The sequence below is a fragment of the Janthinobacterium breve genome, assembly GCF_051380895.1.
Classification (GTDB): Bacteria; Pseudomonadota; Gammaproteobacteria; order Burkholderiales; family Burkholderiaceae_D; genus Janthinobacterium.
Map to the genome: position 1 here is coordinate 13,492 of NZ_JBNYXY010000001.1, position 19,422 is coordinate 32,913.

Consider the following 19,422-nt stretch of genomic DNA (forward strand, 5'->3'; position numbering starts at 1 on the left):
ATGGCCCTCGCCACCAAATGCCCCCATTGCAACACGATATTTCGGGTCGCTGCTGACCAGTTGAAGTTACGTGGGGGCATCGTACGCTGTGGCACGTGCAGGGAAGTATTTGACGGCAATGCCGCGCTGGTCGATCCAGCTGCCGCATCGCCGTTTTTAAGGTCTGGTCCCGGCGCTGCCGCCCCGCTGTCGACCACTTATCCGGCCGACAACAGCCTGCCGTCCGCCACGGACGACGAACCCATCTATTCTCTCGACTTCGACACCTCGTTCGACCCGTTCGGTATCTTGCCGGAAACGGCGCAGCTCAAGGAAGACGACGGCGACCACATCGAGCTGGACCTCGACGTCAGCCTGCCCGCCGACGCGCCTGTCGCCCCCCCTGTCATTGCACCGGCCGAGCCGCCCGAAGCGCCGCTGCCCCAGCCAATGGCGCCCTTCAAGCGCCGCCAGGTCGATGACGCACCCGCCTTCGCCACGTATTTGCGCGACAGCCGCCGCGAACCGAACCTGGAAACGGTGGTCGCCCCAGTAGCCCCGGCATTGCCTGCCGCCGACAAAGTCAGCCTGCACAAGTCCGTGCCCGTCGCGCCTGCACCCACGCGCCGGGAACCGACCTTGGCCGATCACGCATTTGACCCCATGCCCGCCCCTGTTGTGCTCGAGCCAGCGATTGAGGCCGAGGCCGGGGAAACGGCAGTGGCGCCGGCCGACGACGAACCGGCCTTTGTGACCCAGGGCCGGCGCCGCGAACAGAACGGCAAGGCCCTGCGCGTGGCCATGGCCATCGGCTCGGCGGCGCTGCTGCTCTTGCTATTGCTGCAAGTGATGACCACCTTCCGCAATCCGCTGGCGGCACAGTTTCCGCAGTGGAAGCCCACCCTGGTCGCGCTGTGCAAGCTCAGTGGCTGCCAGGTCGACTTGCCGGCGCAGATCGAGGCGCTGGCCATCGAACAGGGTGAATTGCAAACCCTCAAGGAACAGACCTTTTCCTACGTCTCACTGCTGCGCAACCAGAGCCGCAGCGTGCAAGCCTGGCCCAGCATCGAACTGATACTCAACGACGCCAACGACAAGCCGCTCTTGCGCCGCGTGATCGCGCCGCGCGACTACCTGCCGGCCAATATCGACGTGAGCAAGGGTTTTGCACCGCGCTCGGAACAAACCATCAAACTGTACTTTGCATTAGACCAGCTCACGGCGTCTGGCTACCATATCGCCATCTTTTACCCTTAACCGACACTATCATGACCAAAACATCGCTGATCTGCGGCTCGCTTGCCACCGACACCATCATGCAATTCCCCGGCCGCTTCGGCGAATCCCTGCTGGCCGACCAGTTGCACAAGGTGAACGTCTCCTTCCTCGTGCCCACCATGCGCACGGAGTTCGGCGGTTGCTCGGGCAACATCGCCTACAGCCTGAAAATGCTGGGCGGCGACCCGCGCATCGTCGGCGTCATGGGCCAGGACAGCGCCGCCTACCTGGAACGCCTGCAAAAGCTGGGCATTTCCACCGCCAACATCCTGATCAAGGCCGACAGCTACAACGCGCAGTGCTTCGTCACGGCCGATGCGGACAATAACCAGATCAATGCCTTCCACCCGGGCGCAATGTCGTTTGCGCATGAAAACCCGATCGCCAATGCGGGCCCGGCCAAGGTCGCCATCATTTCGCCGGACGGCGACCAGGGCATGCTCAAGCACGCCGCCGACCTGGCCGAGCTGGGCATCCCCTTCATGTTTGACCCAGGTCAACAGTTGCCACGCTTCAATGGTGAACAGTTGATCGACTTCATCAACAAAGCCACGTATGTGTCGGCCAACGACTATGAAATGGAAATGTTGATGGAACGCACGGGCTTGAGCCTGCCGGACATCGCCGGCCGCCTGGAAGCGCTGATCGTCACGCGCGGCGAAAAAGGTTCGGAAATTTATACGGACGGCAAGCGCATCGACATTCCTGTCGTGGCCGCCAAGGAAGTGCTGGACCCGACCGGTTGCGGCGACGCTTACCGTGCTGGCTTGCTGTTCGGCATCACCAACGACCTGGGCTGGGAAACCAGCGGCCGCCTGGCCAGCCTGCTGGGCGCCATCAAGATCGCCACGCAGGGCGCGCAAAACCATGTGTTTACGCCAGCCAGCATCGCCGACCAGTTTGAAGCGGCGTTTGGCTACCGCTATTAATAGGTAGTCCGGTCGGCTTGCGCGCCTGCGCCAGGCCGACCTCCCCGCTTTACCTCAGCACGATAATCATCCCCACCAGCACTTGCGCGATCTGCAACAGGATCAGCGCCACCAGCAGCGACAGGTCCAGGCTGCCGACCAGCGGCACGACCTTGCGGATAGGACGCAGCAGCGGCTCGTTCAGGGCGCGTATAAACGGCGCCAGCGGCGCATGCGGGTTGACCCAGCTGAAGATGGCTTCGATGATCAGCAAGGCCATGAAACCGTAGAGTATCCATTGCAGGAAGCGTTGCAGCGACTTGAGCAGCACCACTTCGACGGGAGCGCCGGAAATAAACAGGACCGAGCTGGCCAGCAGCACGATCAGGAAGGCGCCGATCAGGCTGGCCCAGTCATACCCGCCCACGCCCGGCACCACGCGGCGCAGGGGGCGCACCAACCAGTCGGACAATTGAAACGTGAATTGCGCCACTGACGAGGGAGGCCGCACGCGCACCGCCTGCATCCAGAAGCGCAGCAGCAACACGCCGCCCAGCAAGGTGGCAATGGTATCAACGACCAATGTAAGGATAACGATCAGCACGACTAATTCTCCAAAAAAAAACCGCTGTGTGATTGAGTCACACAGCGGCGTGTTGCCTCATCCAGGCACCCGTATCGTTGAAATTACGATGGGCGGGTGCTGGTTGGGAATGGCCAGGCTGCAGCCGGTGCCAACACGGTTTTTGCTACAGGTGCGATGGGTGCCGATGGCTTGGCCACAGGAGCTGCCTTCTTCGGTGCGGCCTTTTGAGGCGCGGCCTTCTTGGCGGCTGGCTTGGCTGCCACGGCGGCTGGTGCCGCTGGAGCTGCTGCCGGCGCTGCTGCCACGACTGGCGCTGCGGCTGGCTTGGCGGCAGGTTTCGCTGCTGCTTTCGCTGCCGGCTTGGCCGCTGGCTTGGCAGCAACTTTTGCTGCTGGCTTGGCTGCTACCTTGGCCGCTGGCTTCGCTACAGGTTTTGCTGCAACCTTGGCGGCAGGTTTCGCTGCTGCTTTGGCTGCCGGCTTGGCTGCGACTTTCGCTGCTGGCTTGGCGGCAACTTTCGCTGCTGGCTTTGCTGCTACCTTCGCTGCTGGCTTGGCTGCAGCTTTTGCTGCTGGCTTCGCTGCTGCCTTGGCTACCGGTTTGGCAGCAGGTTTCGCTGCCGCTTTTTTCGCTGCAGGCTTGGCCGCTGGCTTCGCTACTGCTTTGGCGGCAGGTTTCGCTGCGGCTTTCGCTGCTGGCTTGGCTGCTGCTTTGGCTGCCGGCTTGGCAACGACTTTTTTCGCTGCTGGCTTCGCTGCTGCCTTGGCGGCTGGCTTGGCTGCCGCTTTTGCTGCTGGCTTGGCTACAGCTTTTGCTGCTGGCTTCGCTGCTGCCTTGGCGGCCGGCTTGGCGACGACTTTTTTCGCTGCTGGCTTGGCTACTGCCTTGGCGACCGGTTTCGCTGCTGCCTTCGCTGCAGGTTTCGCTGCGGCTTTTTTCACTGCAGGCTTGGCTGCTGCCTTGGCGGCAGGCTTCGCTGCGGCTTTTGCTGCCGGCTTGGCAACGGCTTTTTTCGCCACTGGCTTCGCTGCTGCCTTGGCGGCAGGTTTCGCTGCCACTTTCGCGGCTGGCTTGGCTGCCGGCTTAGCTGCCGGTTTAGCTGCTGCCTTGGCCGCTGGTTTGGCTGCGGCTTTCGCTACCGGTTTTGCTGCCGGCTTGGCAGCCACTTTTGCTGCAGGCTTGGCTGCGGCTTTGGCGACTGGTTTGGCGACTGGTTTGGCGGCTGGTTTTGCTGCGGCTTTGGCAGCTGGTTTAGCGGCAACCGTCTTGGCTGCGGCTGCCGGCTTCTTCGCGGCAGGAGCAGCCTTGGCGGCTGGTTTCTTTACTTCTGATTTCTTAGCGGCTGTTGCCATTTGTCTCTCCTTCATCTGAGATGAGAAATTTAAGCTACAAGATTTAAACCCGTCCGACCCACCACAGGGATAGGCCAGGCGAATTATTCATCGGCACAAACGGTCGTTTGCGCTAATGAATTCGGCACCAGCTGAACTGCTGCAACTCCTCACGTTTGCAGCACTTCAGCCATCGTCGGTGCCACCCTGCTTTATCTCGCAGCTGGTGGCAAAGTCTGAATTCGGTCATTCGTTTTCGATGCCGTGCGTTTTTTCGCTCCTCGCATCGCGCTCGCTACAACACCTATGCGTCAAATAAAAAACCGCCATGCCTGAAAAAATTCGGGCACGGCGGCAGACGAAAACGGTGTGGTTTTGTGCATATCCGTGTAAATCTGTATCCCTGTTTTGCGAGGTCTTTTCGCTACCGCGCTGGTTAAAAAACCCCGCATTCTAACGCTCGCATTTGCAATCTCATAAAGTACACGAAAACCTTGTCAATGCGCAACCGGCACGACACGTTTTCGCGGCCTTTTTTGCACGATACGCGTGCTATCGCACAATCGCGTGCCAAATGCCGCCGCCAGCGTCTCCGGAAACGATTTTTTTTGGCCCGCAATGGGGCCGTTCGCACCATCCGAAAAAACTGGCGCAAGCCTCTTCGCATCGCAGAATGAAGCACGCATTTTTCCGTCCCGCCGGAGGCGCTTTGAACCTCCCGCGGCGGCGGCATTTTTCGCCGCCATGCAGGCGAAAAAAAAGCGCCGTCACGATGACGGCGCTTTTGGCGTTGGCGGGAAAACGCTTATTCCCAGTTCAGCGCACCACCGGTCTGGTACTCGGTCACGCGCGTCTCGAAGAAGTTGCGCTCCTTCTTCATGTCGATCATTTCGCTCATCCACGGGAACGGATTTTCTTCCTGGGCAAACAGCGGCTCGATGCCGATCTGCTGCGCGCGGCGGTTGGCGATGAAGCGCAGATAGCCCTTGAACATCGGCGCATTCAGACCCAGCACGCCGCGTGGCATGGTGTCTTCCGCGTACGCGTATTCCAGATCGACGGCCTGCAGGAACAGCACTTTGATCTCTTCGCGGAATTCGGCCGTCCACAGCAGCGGATTTTCCATCTTGATCGTGTTGATCAAGTCGATGCCGAAGTTGCAGTGCATCGATTCGTCGCGCAGGATGTACTGGTACTGCTCGGCAGCGCCCATCATCTTGTTCTGGCGGCCCAGCGCCAGGATCTGCGTGAAGCCGACGTAGAAGAACAGGCCTTCCATCAGGCAAGCGAAGACGATCAGGGATTTCAGCAGCTTCTGGTCGTTTTCCACCGTGCCGGTGGTGAACGCGGGGTCGGTCAGGGTGTTGATGAACGGGATCAGGAATTCATCCTTGTCACGGATCGACTTGACTTCGTTGTAGGCGTTGAAGATCTCGCCTTCGTCCAGCCCCAGCGACTCGACGATGTACTGGTAGGCGTGCGTGTGGATCGCTTCCTCGAACGCCTGGCGCAGCAGGTACTGGCGGCACTCGGGCGCCGTGATGTGGCGGTAGGTACCCAGCACGATGTTGTTGGCTGCCAGCGAGTCGGCCGTCACGAAGAAGCCCAAGTTGCGCTTGACCAGGCGGCGCTCGTCGTCCGTCAGGCCGTTCGGGTTTTTCCACAGCTCGATATCGCGCTGCATGTTCACTTCCTGCGGCATCCAGTGGTTGGCGCAACCGGCCAGGTATTTGTCCCACGCCCACTTGTACTTGAACGGCACCAGCTGGTTGACGTCCGTCTTGCCGTTGATGATGCGCTTGTCGTCGGCATTCACGCGGCGCGCCACTTGCTCGGCGTTCGCTTCGGACGGCTCGGCACCTGCCGGCAGGTTCAATTCGGTATTTCCCAATGGCGCTTGCTGCGCCGGACGCGGCACAGCTGCCGACGTGGTTTCATCATCCCATGACAACGACATATTCATCTTCCTTTCCATGCCGGCGAGCCGGCGATCCGCAACAGGCCCGTTGAATCGGACAATACGGACATTAACAACATTGAATCAGCCCGACCGTGCCGGGCTGACAACTTTAAATTTTTTAAAAACCGTCGCGAGCAAGCCCGATATCGGGTCGAGTAGCGGAGCCGTACTTTAGTACGGTGAGCAACACAGAACCCGAGAGGGGGCTGCGCAGCAGGTTTTTACTGGCAGGCTTCGCATTCTTCGAAACCGTCATCTCCCGGACGCAGGTAGCAGGCTTCGCCATCGGCGTCGTCCGCTGCCGCAGCCACCACGGGTGCCACCACGGCGGCAGCGGCTGCCGCCACGACCGCTGCCTGGGCGCTCTGTGCGCTGGCCGACATGCCGCCATCGACGGCCACGGCGTTCAGGGCACCCGTCTTGGAGGTCGATTTCTCCATGTGGGTCGCGGCGATGGTACGCAGGTAGTAGGTGGTTTTCAGGCCACGCAACCATGCCAGCTTGTAAGTCTCGTCCAGTTTCTTGCCGGAAGCACCCGCCATGTAGATATTCAGCGACTGGGCCTGGTCGATCCACTTCTGGCGACGCGAAGCCGCTTCCACCAGCCAGCTTGGCGATACTTCAAAGGCGGTAGCGTAGATATCGCGCAGGTCTTGCGGGATGCGGTCGATCTTCACCAGCGAGCCGTCGAAGTACTTCAGGTCGGAGATCATGACTTCATCCCACAGGTCGCGTGCCTTCAGGTCGCGCACCAGGTAGCCGTTGATTTCGGTGAATTCGCCCGACAGGTTCGATTTCACGTACAGGTTCTGGAACGTCGGCTCGATACAGGCCGATACGCCGATGATGTTCGAAATCGTCGCCGTCGGGGCGATCGCCACGCAGTTCGAGTTGCGCATGCCGAACTTGGCGATGCGTTCGCGCACCGGCGTCCAGTCCATGGCCGACGAGGAATCGACTTCCAGGTAGCCGCCGCGCTCTTCGGCCAGCAGTTTCACCGAGTCCTGCGGCAGGATGCCACGGTCCCACAGCGAACCGGCATACGATTCATAGCGGCCACGCTCTTCGGCCAGTTCCGTCGACGCCAGGTAAGCGTAGTAGCAGACCGCTTCCATCGAGGTATCGGCGAAGCTGACCGCTGCGTCCGAGGCGAACGGGATGCGCATCATGTGCAGGCAGTCCTGGAAGCCCATGACGCCCATGCCGACCGGGCGATGGCGCATGTTCGAATTGCGTGCCTTCTCGACGGCGTAGTAATTGATGTCGATGACGTTGTCGAGCATGCGCATGGCGGTGCGGATGGTCTTGGCCAGCTTGACGTGATCGAGCTTGCCTTCCTTCATGTGCGCCGGCATGTTCACGGAACCGAGGTTACAGACGGCGATTTCGTCAGGGCCCGTGTTCAGCGTGATTTCCGTGCACAGGTTCGAGCTGTGGACGACGCCGACGTGCGACTGCGGGCTGCGGATGTTGCAAGGATCCTTGAATGTGATCCATGGGTGGCCCGTTTCAAACAGCATCGACAGCATCTTGCGCCACAGGTCCAGCGCGGCGATCTTTTTGTACGAGCGGATTTCGCCGGCGGCTGCCTTGGCTTCGTAGCCCAGGTAAGCCTTTTCAAAGGCTTTGCCGACCAGGTCGTGCAAGTCTGGCGTTTCGGATGGCGAGAACAGGGTCCACTCGCCTTTTTCCATGACGCGCTTCATGAACATGTCGGGAATCCAGTTCGCCGTGTTCATGTCGTGCGTGCGGCGGCGGTCGTCGCCCGTGTTCTTGCGCAGGTCGAGGAATTCCTCGATGTCCATGTGCCAGGTTTCCAGGTAGGCGCAGACGGCGCCCTTGCGCTTGCCGCCCTGGTTGACTGCCACGGCCGTGTCGTTGACCACTTTCAGGAACGGCACCACGCCTTGCGACTTGCCGTTGGTGCCCTTGATGTGGGCGCCCAGTGCGCGCACTGGCGTCCAGTCGTTGCCCAGGCCGCCGGCGTACTTGGCCAGCAGCGCATTGTCCTTGATGGCGTCGTAGATGCCTTCCAGGTCGTCCGAGACAGTGCTCAGGTAGCACGACGACAGCTGCGAGCGCAGGGTGCCCGAGTTGAACAGGGTCGGGGTCGAGCTCATGAAGTCGAACGAGGACAGCAAATTGTAGAACTCGATGGTGCGCGCTTCGCGGTCCGCTTCGTTCAGCGACAGGCCCATGGCCACGCGCATGTAGAACGCTTGCGGCATTTCGATGCGTACGTCATGGATGTGCAGGAAGTAGCGGTCATACAGGGTTTGCAGACCGATGTAGCCGAATTGCAAGTCGCGGTCGGCAACGATGGCTTTCGCCAGGCGTTCCAGGTCGAAGCTGGCGAGTACCGGGTTCAGCAGCTCGTTGGCGATGCCCTTGGCGATATATTGCGGGAAATACGTCAGGTACTCGGCAGCAGCGGCCGCTTGCGGTACTTCCTTGCCGAACACTTCCTTGCGCACCGTGTGCAGCAAGATGCGGGCCGTAACCTGGCTGTAGGCCGGATCTTTTTCCATCAGCGCGCGCGCCGCCAGGATGGCCGACTTGTGCAGCTCTTCGACGGGCACGCCGTCGTACAGGTTCTTCACCGTTTCAGCCAGGATGGCGTCGGCATCGACGTGCTTTTCCAGGCCGGCGCAGGCGGCGTTGATCAGGTCGCGCACTTCCTGCATGTCCAGCAGGCGGCGCACGCCGTTGTCCGTCACGTTCAATTGGGGTGCGGTCACTTGCGCGGAAGCGCCCAGCGCTTCCTTCTGCAGGCGGCGCTCTTCCATGTGCTTGGCACGGTACAGCACGTAGGCACGCGCCACGTCGTGCTCGCCCGAACGCATCAGCGACAGTTCCACCTGGTCTTGCACGTCTTCGATATGGAAGGTGCCGCCACCTGGATGGCGGCGCACCAGCGCGGCGACGACGCCGTCGGTCAGTTGCTCCACCAGTTCGCGGATGCGTGCCGAGGCAGCGCCCTGGCCGCCGTTAACTGCCAAAAACGCCTTGGTCATGGCGATGGCGATCTTCGAAGGCTCAAATGCCACCACCGCGCCGTTGCGGCGGATGATGCGATAGTCGCCCAATGCCGCGCCCGTGCTCGCCACGCTATTGGCCGCGCCTGGCGCTGGCGATACTGGCGTTGGATGGATGGAAATATCTTGTGGTGATTGCATTGAAGCTCCCGTTGTCAGCTAAAGTCAGCCTGCAGTTTTGCTGCCGCGTGTGTTGTTGAATAGAACGCCCGATGGTCAGGGTTTCTTCAGGTGTTTGTTGCTAAATAGTAAATAATACACAGCCAGAAATCATACGCCCAACCTGTATAGCCCGGCTGGCGCGAAACACGATCAAGGGTGATGAAACGCCAGTTCCCGTTGCCATATCAACAAACAGGGTAGCTTTGGTAATAATTCTGAAAACGTCTGTGATGGCACTACATATAGTCTTTAAATCCAAGTTATGCACTAATTGTAGTGCCCATCGAAAGGTGATGCAATAGTTTTCCGGCATCCGTCAGCGTAATTTTTTGTATTTTCATATACGATTTCGGTTGACTTTTCAGGGCATGGATGGAAAGCCCAATCCCCGCGTAGTAAGCGCTAACGCAGGCTGCCCGCGCACAGTTTCCAACCAGCATTCTTGATAAAAAAACCAGTCAAAAAACGGTCCCGGATCCGTCTTCCTCCCCGCTGCAATATGCTCGTGGCCGCGCACCTGGGACAAGCCATAGCGCGCCACCAGCGCCGCCGTCAGCGCCACCAGCACGCGGTATTGCTGCGGCTGGAAGGGGACAAAGTCCGTGCCTTCCATTTCGATACCGATGGAATAGCCATTGCACTGCGGGCGTCCTTCGAATGTGGACGCGCCAGCATGCCAGGCACGTTGATCAGCAGAAACATATTGCAACAGCGCACCATCGCGCCGCACAAAAAAGTGCGCCGACACCTGCAAGCCACGCAGGTCGGCGAAAGAAGGATCGGCATTATAATCTACCCGGCCGGTAAACAAGTCCGACACATGCGGACCGCCAAAGTGGCCGCCCGGCAAGCTGATGTTATGGATCACCAGCAAGTCGACTTGCGCACCGTCCGGGCGCGCATCCTGGTACGGCGAGTCATAGCGCAACGCGCCGTCGCACCAGCCGTCTTCATCTATCGTCCATGCTGTCATCAAGGTAGCGCTTCCTGTATCGTCAATTTCTGCATCCGGTAACGCAGCTGGCGCACGCTCAGCCCCAGCTGGCGCGCCGCCCGTGCGCGGTGATAGCAAGCCTGCACCAGCGCCTGCATGATCATGTCGCGCTCGGCCTGGCGCAAATACACATCCAGCGGCACGCCGCACACGGCCATGCCTGGCAGGCACAGTTGCCGCTCCGGCAAGGCCGGCGCCGCCCGCAACGGGGTGATGCCCGCCGCCGACGGCAGACCCAGACCGTCGAGCGCGATCACGCCGCCATCGGCAAAGGCCAGTGCCCGTTCCAGCATATTTTCCAGTTCGCGCACATTGCCGGGAAACGCATACGCGGCCAGGGCCGCCAGCACCGGCGGCGCCAGGCTCACGGCCTGGCTCGGTGCCAGACGCGCCAGGATTACCTCACATAATACCTGCAGATCGCCGCGCCGTTCACGCAGCGGCGGCAGCGCCAACTCGATGACATTGAGGCGGTAAAACAGATCCTGGCGAAACGTGCCGGCGGCCACGCCGCGCGCCAGGCCATGCTGGCTGGCGCACAGGATGCGCACGTCAACGGCTTCGTCGCTACTGCCGCCCAGTTTGCGCACACGGCGCTCCTGCAGCACGCGCAACAGCTTCACCTGCATGGCCAGCGGCAAATCATCGACTTCATCAAGCAACAAACTGCCGCCGTGGGCCGCCTGGAACAATCCCTGGCGCTCGTGCAGCGCGCCCGTATAGGCGCCCGGCCGGCAGCCGAAGAATTCGGCTTCCATCAGCGCTTCGGGAATCGCGCCGCAGTTGACGGCGATAAACGGGAAGCTGGCGCGCGCACCCTGCGCGTGGATGGCGCGTGCCGCCAGTTCCTTGCCCGTGCCCGATTCGCCGCGGATGGCCACCGGCGCGCCGCAGCGGGCGATGCGGCCGATCTGCGCGCGCAGCGCCTGCATGGGCAGCGAATTGCCACCTAGTTGCGGTGCCGACGGCAGGCCGCTGGCCGCCGTCTTGCCGGCGGCGGTCGCGGTCTGCGGGTTGGAACTGGGCATAGGGGGCCGCCTTTCTGCATGGGCGGTGGCGAACCGCTTGCTGCAGATGCTACGCCGGAGTGCTGCCGGAGGACGTTACGATACGGATGAGCAATGCGGCGCGGGCTTACCCTTACAGCGTGGCGTGCGCGTGGCTGCAGTAATCGTGACCCTTGGCCTGCACATTTTCGGAGGCCGGGTAGTACACGCCGCAATGGGCGCAACACAGCATCAGCTCGGCATCCGGCAATTCCTGCGGCCGGCCCGGCGGCGCAAACGGATGCGGCCGCTGTTGCTGTTGCTGCGCGCGGGCGCGCTGCTGCATGCCCCGGATCTTGCTGCGGATAGCAAACAGCACCAGGAACACCAGCGCCAGCCAGAATAAAACACGTGTCATGCGAATCCTCGGTGTAAAACCACTTCCAGTACAAAACGGCTGCCGACATAGGCCAGCAGCAAAGTGGCGAAACCGGCCAGGGTGAAGCTCAAGGCCGTCTTGCCGCGCCAGCCGCGAAAGCGGCGCCCTGCCAGCAGGGCGGCAAACAGCAGCCACGACAGCATGGTAAACACGGATTTATGATCCCAGTTGAGCGCCTTGCCAAATAATTGCTCGGAAAAGACGATGCCCGACAACACGGTCAGGCTGAGCAGGATGAAACCCAGACCGATCATGCGGAACAGCAACTTTTCCATCGTCAGCAGGGCTGGCAGCTGGTCCAGCGCGCTGCCGATGAAGCCGCGGCTTTCGCTGCGCGTATGCAGGCGCGATTCCTGCAGCGCCATGAGCACGGCGTGAAAGGCGGCAATCGTCAAGGTGCTGTAGGCCAGCACCGCCACGGCAATATGCCAGCCGAAGACGGCAGACTTGCCTTCCATGCTGACCTGGCTGCCAGGAAAGGCCCAGGCCAGGCCGATGGCGATGACGGCGCTGGGCATGACCATGCGGCGTAGTCCATCCAGGCTGAAATTGCGGTTCTCGATCCAGTAAGCGCCCACCGAGACCCACAGCGCGGCCGACAGCATGGCGGAAAAACCGAAACGCAAAGTGCCAGGCGCCATCAGGTCAAACCACAGGGTGGCGGCGTGCGCCAGCCAGGCGACGCCGGTCAGGCCGGCAATGAGCCGGGCACGGGACGAGGGAAGCACCGCACACGCCGCGTACAACAGGGCGGCGATGAAAAAGAAATAGATCTGCATAGTTTAAGTTTACACCATAGCCGATAAGCGCGATTCAAGCGACAGACCGGGTGACAGGCACGACGCCGCCATCCAATGTCGCCAGCCTGCCATGATATCGCGCCTGAGGCGCAACGGGGTGGAGCACCCTCAAGATTTCGGCAATCTTTCGCGCTACCTGCATATATATAAGTATGCCCAAAAAAAATGATGGCCCGCTTAAGCGAGCCATCGGCACTGCCAACATCCGGTTTACTTCACATTCAGGCTCTTTTTTGCCTGCTCCAGCAAGTCCGTCTTGACCCAGTCCTTGGCCACGGGCGGCTTGCTCATGCGGCCCACGCCCGTTTTCACCATCACATCGGTGGTCACCTGGATATGTTCGGGCGAAATGTCATACGAATACGGCGAATTGCTGATCGCGTCGTCGAAGTCATCCTTCGTGATCTGGCCGCGGAACACGACTTCACGCACATACTTTTCCGCCGTCGCCTTGTTGTCGATAAAGGTCTTGGTGGCTTCGACGAAGCAGCGCATGAATTTCTCCGCCACGGGACGGCGTTCCTTGTAGAACTTTTCCGTCATCACCATGGTACGTACGGGTTCGCCGATCGGCGTGTCGTACGGTTTGATGACTTCGGTGCCGAAGCCCTTGTTGATGGCCTGCGACGATTGCGGTTCCGACTGCATCATGGCGTCGATATTCTTGCCCATCAGCGCCTGATTCAAGTCCGCGTAGGCCAGGAACACCAGTTGCACGTCCTTGCCCTTGGTTTCGGAATACGTCAGCCCCGCTTGCGACAGCTCGGCCAGCAGCAGCACTTCCTGGATGCCGCCGCGCGTCACGCCCACGCGCTTGCCCTTCAAATCCTTGACGCTGGCGATCTTTTGCCCCATGCCACCCACCAGGCGCGCACCACCCTTGGCAAAGCCGGCCACCACATAGATGGGCGCACCGCCGGCGCGGCCGGAAATGGCCGCCTCGGACGCCGTCGCCCCCACGTCCAGCTCGCCCGCGATAATTGCCTGCATCACGTCGAGGCCCTTGGCAAAGATATGCTCTTCGACCTTGATGCCACACTTGGGCGCGATTTCCTTGATGTACGAGACGGCGCCGTAATGGGCGAACTTCAAGTTGCCCAGGCGCACGACTTCCTGCGCCTGCGCCTGGACGGCGCCCATGCTGAACGCCAGCATGAGGGCGGCGGCGATACCGGTCTTCAAGGTTGATTTTGTCTGCATCGGGTTCTCCTGTGGTGGTTGATGTGTGCCCGCAAGGGCAAAACTATGCGAAACACTGCTTTTTGTTATGGGGAGATAGTACCGTGTGTTGGAGCTAGGGCAACATTTTTTTGCCGGCAGCCGCGCTGCCGGCCTCGTTAGCATACCTACTGTCCCGCCAGCGCCACCACCGGGTCAAGCCCGGAAGCCTTGCGCGCCGGCATGAAGCCAAACACCAGCCCCGTCACCACGGCGCAGGCAAACGCGCCGGCAATGGCGCTGAGCGAAAAGATCACCGGCACGTCCCATACCAGCAGCAGGCCGGCCACCGTCACGCCGACCACGATGCCGGCCACGCCGCCCACCACCGACACCAGCACGGCTTCGGTGAGGAACTGGCGCAGGATGTCGCGCCGGCGCGCGCCCGTCGCCATGCGGATGCCGATTTCGCGCGTGCGCTCGCGCACCGTCATCAGCATCACGTTCATGACGCCGATGCCCCCCACCACCAGGGAGACTGCGGCGATCAGGCTGAGCATCATGGTCATGTTGTCCTGCGTCTTGGCTTCGGCCGCGATCGACGCGGCCGCGTTGCTGATGCCGAAGTCGCGGATGCGGTGGCGCTCGAACATGACGGCATCGACGGCTTTTTCCGTCTCGGCGATGCGCTTCACATCGTCGGCCGCCAGCGCGATATACGTGGGTTCGCGCTGGCCGAAGACGCGGATGCCGGCCGTGGAAAACGGCAGCAGCAGCACGTCGTCTTCATCCTTCTCGCCCGTCAGCGCTCCCTTCGCGCTCATCACGCCGATCACCTGGAACGGCACATTGCCGATCAGGATGCTCTGCCCCACGGGGTTGGGCACGTCGGGCATCAGCTTTTGCGCCAGGTGCGCGCCCAGCACGGCCACGGTGGCCATCTCGCGCTCGTCCTCCTCGGTAAAGAAGCCCCCCTTGGCCACCGGCCAGGTCTGGATCTGCGGCAGGGCCGGTCCCGTGCCGCGCACATACGTCTGCACGTCGAGGTTGCCGTGGCGTATCACCTTGTTGCCGGTGACATTCGGCAGCACGTGGGAAATGCCCGGCACCTCCTCCAGCGCCTCCAGGTCGGCCAAAGTAATGCTGCGCCCTGGAATGCGCGAGCTTTCACCGATCGACGACATATACAAGAGGTTCGAGCCGAAGGCACCCAGCTGCGCCATCACCTGCTGGCGCGTGCCCAGGCCGATGGCCAGCATGACGATCACGGAAGCGACACCGATGACGATGCCCAGCAGGGTCAATCCCGTGCGGAAGCGGTTGATCCACAGCACGCGCCAGGCGGCGCGCGCCGCGTCGAGCAATTCCGTGCCCAGCGAGGCACCTGTATCGTGGGCGGCGCGCGACATGTCGAGCGGCGGCAGGGCCGTCGACGTGGCGGGAATGGCGACGGCGCCCGAGTCTTCGATGATTTCGCCGTCGCGGATCTCGATCACGCGGCGCGCCTGGGCTGCCACCTTGCGGTCATGCGTAATGAGGATGATGGTGTGGCCCGCGTCGGCCAGTTCGCCCAGGAGGGCCATGACTTCGGCGCCGCTGCTGCTGTCGAGCGCCCCCGTCGGCTCATCGGCGAGGATGATGCGCCCGCCATTCATCAGGGCGCGCGCGATCGACACCCTCTGCTGCTGCCCGCCGGACAATTGATTCGGCCGGTGGTCGAGCCGGTCACCGAGGCCCAGGCGCTTGAGCAGCGCTTCGGAACGGGCGTGGCGGGCCGCCGCCGGCATGCCCGCGTACAGGGCCGGCACTTCCACGTTCTCGCGTGCCGATTCGGTGGCGATCAGGTGGTAGCCCTGGAAGACGAAGCCAAACGCTACACGCCGCAGCCACGCCAGTTCATCGGGATTCAGGCTGGCCACGTCCTGGCCGGCGAAGCGGTAAGTGCCGTCGCTGGGTCGGTCAAGACAGCCCAGCAGATGCATCAGGGTCGATTTACCGGAACCGGATGCGCCCACGATGGCGACGAATTCGCCGGCGCCGATGGACAAGGTCAGGCCGCGCAGCACTTCCACGGCCGGCGCGCCGTCATGGCCGCCGTAGCGCTTGCGGATGCCCTGCAAGGAAATCAAAGGCGTCAGGGGCGGCGGCTGGTCCGGCTGCCCCAGCGACGCGGCCTCGCTCATGGCACTCATAACTGGAACCTGCTGCTGCCGCTGCCGGCCGGTTGCTCCCCCGTGACCAGCAATTCGCCTTCGCGCAAGCCTTGCAGCACTTCCGCGCTGAGGCGATTGCGCACGCCCACGGTGACGGCGCGCGTATCGACCTTGCCGTCGGCATCCATCACGCGGGCCGTAAACTGCCCCGGCTTGGCGCCTTCTTCAGTCGATGGTTTCAGGGCTGGCAAGGGTACGGCCAGCACATTCTTCGCCGCTGCCGTGACAAACACCACCTGCGCAGTCATCTGCGGCATCAATTCGCCATCGGCGTTATCCACGTCGAACAGCACGGTATATAAAATCACCTTGCTGGTCGACGGCGCCAGCGCCGTGCCGGCGGCGGAACCACCGGGCACCGGCGGCGCGGGCAGCACTTGGCGCACCTTGCCGCTCCAGCGCCGCTGGTCGCCGCCCAGGGTGGTGAAGTACACGGGCATGTCCGGGCGCACGCGGCGCACGTCCGCTTCCGACACTTCCGTCCACACCGTCATGGCCGACAGATCGGCGATGCGCAGGATGTTCGGCGTCTGGTACGTGGCGTTCAGGGTTTGCCCTTCCTTCGCGTCCAGGCCCACCACCTTGCCGGCCATGGGCGCGTAGATGCGCGTATAGCCTAGGCGCGCCTCGTCCGCCTTCAGGCTGGCCTGGGTCTGGGCTATCTGCGCCTTCAGGTGATCGATCTTGGCGCCGGCCGACGCCAGCGTGGCTTCGGCCGTTTCCAGGTCGGCCAGCGGTGTGGAATCGAACTTGGCCATCTGCTTCTGGCGGCCATGCTGCTGGCCCGCCAGGCGGTGCTGCGCCTGCTGGTCGGCCAGTTGCGCGCGCAATCCCGCCAGGGCGGCGCGGCCAGCATCGACCGTGGCTTGCTGCACGCTGGGGTCGATCTCGGCCAGCAACTGGCCTTTTTCCACTGCGCTGCCTGGCTGCACGTGCAGGCGCGTGATCTGGCCCGACACCTGCGCGCCCACGTCGACATAGGTTTGCGGCTGCAGGGTGCCGATGGCCGTGACGCTGGCCTCGATATTGCCGCGCTTGACGGGCGCCGTGTCGAACACGGTGGCCGGGCCGCGCGTGGCCCACAGGACACCGGCGCCAAACAGCGCCAGCAAGACCGCGCCGCCCAGGATGCGGGCGCGGCGGGAAGGCAGGCGGGCCGCCATCAGGAAGCCGCCTTGCGGTTGCAGGTAAAGTAAAACGGTGTCGCCAAGCGTGAAAAGTGCATCAGTCTATCCTTGAAAATGGCGGTGGTCATCACCGCAGGAACGTCACAAGCCCTGCCAGCGCGGCGACGGCTGCCAGCAGGGAACTACGCAACAGTAATCGGGGGGCATACGGTAGCAGCAGGGCCACCAGCAGCGCTCCCGCCCCGATGAATCCCAGCCAGGCGACCACGCCGACGCTGGCGCTCCAGCCGGCCACGCAGGGCCAGATGGCCAGCGCCAGCAACACGGCGCCGGCCAGTTGCAGCGCGCGCCGCACGTTCGGCGCCGCGTCCCTGCCCCAGACCTGGCCATGGTGGCGGTCCATCGCCAGCGAGAGGCTGGCCATGCCCGCATATGACAGGCCCAGCGCACAAAGAATGGTGTTGATCATGACTGTCCTTCCGTAGTGACTTGCAGGCTGGCCGATGATGTTTCCTTGGCCGCAGTCTTCCTGGCCGGTTTTTCCTTGCGCTTGTGGACTTTCCACGCACCCCATCCAGCCAGCAGGCCGAAAGCCATGCTGCCCAGTTCCACACCGGCGCTTTCCCAGTCGCTGCGCGCGACCTGCGCCACCAGGTTGTCGCCCGTGCTCAGTACATTCAGTACCGGCAGCAGCAGGCACAGGGCGGCCAGCAGGCACAGTTGCTCGATCCACGCGCGCTTTTCCCCGCGCAGACAGGCATGCACCAGCATCAGGAACCACACGCCGAAGAAGGCGCGCACTTCCCAGCCGGCGCGCTGCTCGATGCCGACGGGGATCAAACGGTTGGCCCACAGGAAGCCCACGCAGGCGATGGCCAGGCCGGCGATGGCAGCCACGTTCAGGCATTCAATGGCGCGGTACACGCGCTGCGTATAGGCGCCGAATTCGCCGCCGGACTTCTGGCGGCGCTTGACCATGAACAAAATGGCACCCGTGCCCATCATGGCCGTGCCGGCCAGGCCGCAGAAGAAATACAGCCAGCGCATGGGCGTACCGCCAAAGCCGACCATGTGCAGGTTCGACATGACGCTGCGCGTCAGGCCCGCGCCGCCCGTGTCCGACTTGCCCGGCAGGCGCATGGCAAGCTGCTCGCCCGTGGCCAGCGCATAGCAGGCCCGGCCCGAATTGGCGCTGAGGCGGGTGAGCAGTTCCGTGTCTTCATTCCAGCCGTACATGCATACGCGCATGGAGGCGTCGTTAGGATTGTCCAGCACCACGGCGCGGATTTCCTGGCCGATGGTCTGCTCGGCACGCTGCGCAAACGACTCCAGCGCGGGAATAGCCAGCGGCTGGCCCGACCGCTCAGGCTTGCCCGCATCGTTCCAGTCGGCCAAAAAGGCCTTCTTGGCATTTTCCATGCCGTATTGCGCCACCACGGGGGCCGGCACATAGTCATCGCTGAAAAATGCCAGGCCCGTGTAGGCGATCATGAACTGGAACGGTAACGTCAGCACGGCCACCGCGTTGTGCGCGTCGAGCCACGAACGCTGGCCCTTGGCCGGGCGGAAAGTGAAGAAGTCCTTGAAGATGCGCTTGTGCGTGATGACGCCGCTCACCAGCGCCACCAGCATGATCATGGTGGTGATGCCGACGATCCAGACGCCGATGCGGCCCGCGTGCAGCTCGTAGTGGAAATCGACGAAATGGTGACCGCCGATGGTTTCCCGCTCCGTTACCTCGCGCGCATGCTCGATGACGGCGCCCGTCAGCGGATCGAGGTCCGCCGAGCCATAGCCGCCGCTGGGCTGGAACCAGTAGGCTGACAGGCCATGGCCGGGACGCTGCACGGGCCAGATTTCCCACATGTCCGCCTTCGGGTGTTCCTTCGCCATGAAATCGAGCGCCAGTTCCAGGCGGTGCGCGCGGTCGGTGACCTTGGGCAGCGGCGGATCATTCGCATGCGCCGCCTCTTCCAGGGCGTGTTCAGGCGTCATCCAGTGGCCGATCGGGTCGTCGAAGACGGCCAGGGTGCCGGTCAGGAAAATGGCGAACAGCAGCCAGGAAATCCACAGGCCGCTCCACGTATGCAGCCAGGCCATGGCCTGGCGCAAGCCGCCCTGCTGTGGCGTCTTGACCACTTTGTCTACCTTGACGGCGTTCATGCGGCACCTCGCGACAGCAGCATGCCCATGCCGCCGCAGACGATGGCCGGCAGCAGCATGCCGAGCCAGGCGCGGCGCAGGTCTTGCACGGCAAAGACCCAGATCACGGCGCAGGTGTAGACGACAAAGGCGCTCAAGGTGGCCGTCAGCACGGCTTCGGCGCGCGACAGCGGCAGCACGGCAGACAGCAGCACGGCCACGCCGGACGTGAGCGCATAGCCGCCAAAGACGGCGGCGAGCACGCGCGAGAACAACATCATGTTGGCCGATTTCATCATCGCGGCGCTCCCCGTGCCATACGCC

General features: G+C 62.6%; 17 protein-coding genes. 4 read left to right on the top strand and 13 right to left on the bottom strand.

Annotation, left to right across the window (positions count from 1 at the left end; translation table 11 throughout):
* Positions 1-1,236 carry a DUF3426 domain-containing protein gene (locus ACQ4W0_RS00075; protein WP_436574930.1) on the top strand — a complete coding sequence of 412 codons (1,236 nt, stop codon included), beginning with the start codon at positions 1-3 and terminating at the stop codon, positions 1,234-1,236.
* Positions 1,237-1,247: 11 nt separating this feature from the next.
* The gene (locus ACQ4W0_RS00080; RefSeq protein WP_436574931.1) at positions 1,248-2,186 is read left to right on the top strand and encodes a carbohydrate kinase family protein; all 939 of its coding nucleotides are present in this window, start codon (positions 1,248-1,250) and stop codon (positions 2,184-2,186) included.
* A gap of 49 nt (positions 2,187-2,235) precedes the next feature.
* Here the strand turns inward: ACQ4W0_RS00080 and ACQ4W0_RS00085 are convergent, their stop codons facing one another.
* The gene (locus ACQ4W0_RS00085; protein WP_436574932.1) at positions 2,236-2,769 is read right to left on the bottom strand and encodes a YggT family protein; all 534 of its coding nucleotides are present in this window, start codon (positions 2,767-2,769) and stop codon (positions 2,236-2,238) included.
* 28 nt (positions 2,770-2,797) lie between these two features.
* Between ACQ4W0_RS00085 and ACQ4W0_RS00090 the strand changes: the two genes are divergently transcribed.
* Positions 2,798-3,838: a hypothetical protein gene (locus ACQ4W0_RS00090; RefSeq protein ID WP_436574933.1), complete on the top strand. Its 1,041-nt coding sequence runs from the start codon at positions 2,798-2,800 to the stop codon at positions 3,836-3,838.
* Positions 3,823-4,122, top strand: a complete 300-nt coding sequence (locus ACQ4W0_RS00095) for a hypothetical protein (RefSeq protein WP_436574934.1) — start codon at positions 3,823-3,825, stop codon at positions 4,120-4,122. Before ACQ4W0_RS00090 ends, ACQ4W0_RS00095 begins: the two co-directional genes overlap by 16 nt.
* A 765-nt stretch (positions 4,123-4,887) precedes the next feature.
* Here ACQ4W0_RS00095 and ACQ4W0_RS00100 read toward each other — a convergent pair.
* The 12 genes from ACQ4W0_RS00100 to ACQ4W0_RS00155 all read right to left on the bottom strand — a co-directional run bounded on the left by ACQ4W0_RS00100 (position 4,888) and on the right by ACQ4W0_RS00155 (position 19,397).
* On the bottom strand, positions 4,888-6,039 hold the full coding sequence (locus tag ACQ4W0_RS00100) for a ribonucleotide-diphosphate reductase subunit beta (protein WP_102119637.1): 1,152 nt from the start codon (positions 6,037-6,039) through the stop codon (positions 4,888-4,890).
* 224 nt (positions 6,040-6,263) lie between these two features.
* Positions 6,264-9,218 (bottom strand): ribonucleoside-diphosphate reductase subunit alpha, encoded by a 2,955-nt coding sequence (locus tag ACQ4W0_RS00105; protein WP_436574935.1) that lies wholly within the window; start codon positions 9,216-9,218, stop codon positions 6,264-6,266.
* Positions 9,219-9,600: 382 nt separating this feature from the next.
* Positions 9,601-10,212 carry a 1,6-anhydro-N-acetylmuramyl-L-alanine amidase AmpD gene (gene ampD, locus ACQ4W0_RS00110; protein ID WP_436575379.1) on the bottom strand — a complete coding sequence of 204 codons (612 nt, stop codon included), beginning with the start codon at positions 10,210-10,212 and terminating at the stop codon, positions 9,601-9,603.
* Positions 10,212-11,261, bottom strand: coding sequence for a sigma 54-interacting transcriptional regulator (locus ACQ4W0_RS00115; protein WP_436574936.1), 1,050 nt, complete (start codon positions 11,259-11,261; stop codon positions 10,212-10,214). The genes ampD and ACQ4W0_RS00115 overlap by 1 nt, the downstream gene beginning before the upstream one ends.
* A gap of 112 nt (positions 11,262-11,373) precedes the next feature.
* Positions 11,374-11,637: a PP0621 family protein gene (locus ACQ4W0_RS00120; RefSeq protein ID WP_436574937.1), complete on the bottom strand. Its 264-nt coding sequence runs from the start codon at positions 11,635-11,637 to the stop codon at positions 11,374-11,376.
* Positions 11,634-12,437 (bottom strand): cytochrome C assembly family protein, encoded by an 804-nt coding sequence (locus ACQ4W0_RS00125; RefSeq protein WP_070218587.1) that lies wholly within the window; start codon positions 12,435-12,437, stop codon positions 11,634-11,636. Before ACQ4W0_RS00125 ends, ACQ4W0_RS00120 begins: the two co-directional genes overlap by 4 nt.
* A 231-nt stretch (positions 12,438-12,668) precedes the next feature.
* The gene (locus tag ACQ4W0_RS00130; protein ID WP_436575380.1) at positions 12,669-13,613 is read right to left on the bottom strand and encodes an ABC transporter substrate-binding protein; all 945 of its coding nucleotides are present in this window, start codon (positions 13,611-13,613) and stop codon (positions 12,669-12,671) included.
* A gap of 191 nt (positions 13,614-13,804) precedes the next feature.
* Positions 13,805-15,799, bottom strand: coding sequence for a MacB family efflux pump subunit (locus ACQ4W0_RS00135; protein ID WP_436574938.1), 1,995 nt, complete (start codon positions 15,797-15,799; stop codon positions 13,805-13,807).
* 5 nt (positions 15,800-15,804) lie between these two features.
* Positions 15,805-16,992, bottom strand: a complete 1,188-nt coding sequence (locus ACQ4W0_RS00140; RefSeq protein ID WP_436574939.1) for an efflux RND transporter periplasmic adaptor subunit — start codon at positions 16,990-16,992, stop codon at positions 15,805-15,807.
* A gap of 91 nt (positions 16,993-17,083) precedes the next feature.
* Positions 17,084-17,425 carry a DUF3325 domain-containing protein gene (locus ACQ4W0_RS00145; protein ID WP_436574940.1) on the bottom strand — a complete coding sequence of 114 codons (342 nt, stop codon included), beginning with the start codon at positions 17,423-17,425 and terminating at the stop codon, positions 17,084-17,086.
* Positions 17,422-19,119 carry a PepSY-associated TM helix domain-containing protein gene (locus tag ACQ4W0_RS00150; RefSeq protein ID WP_436574941.1) on the bottom strand — a complete coding sequence of 566 codons (1,698 nt, stop codon included), beginning with the start codon at positions 19,117-19,119 and terminating at the stop codon, positions 17,422-17,424. Before ACQ4W0_RS00150 ends, ACQ4W0_RS00145 begins: the two co-directional genes overlap by 4 nt.
* Positions 19,116-19,397 carry a hypothetical protein gene (locus ACQ4W0_RS00155; protein WP_101482789.1) on the bottom strand — a complete coding sequence of 94 codons (282 nt, stop codon included), beginning with the start codon at positions 19,395-19,397 and terminating at the stop codon, positions 19,116-19,118. The genes ACQ4W0_RS00150 and ACQ4W0_RS00155 overlap by 4 nt, the downstream gene beginning before the upstream one ends.
* Positions 19,398-19,422 lie beyond the last annotated feature (25 nt).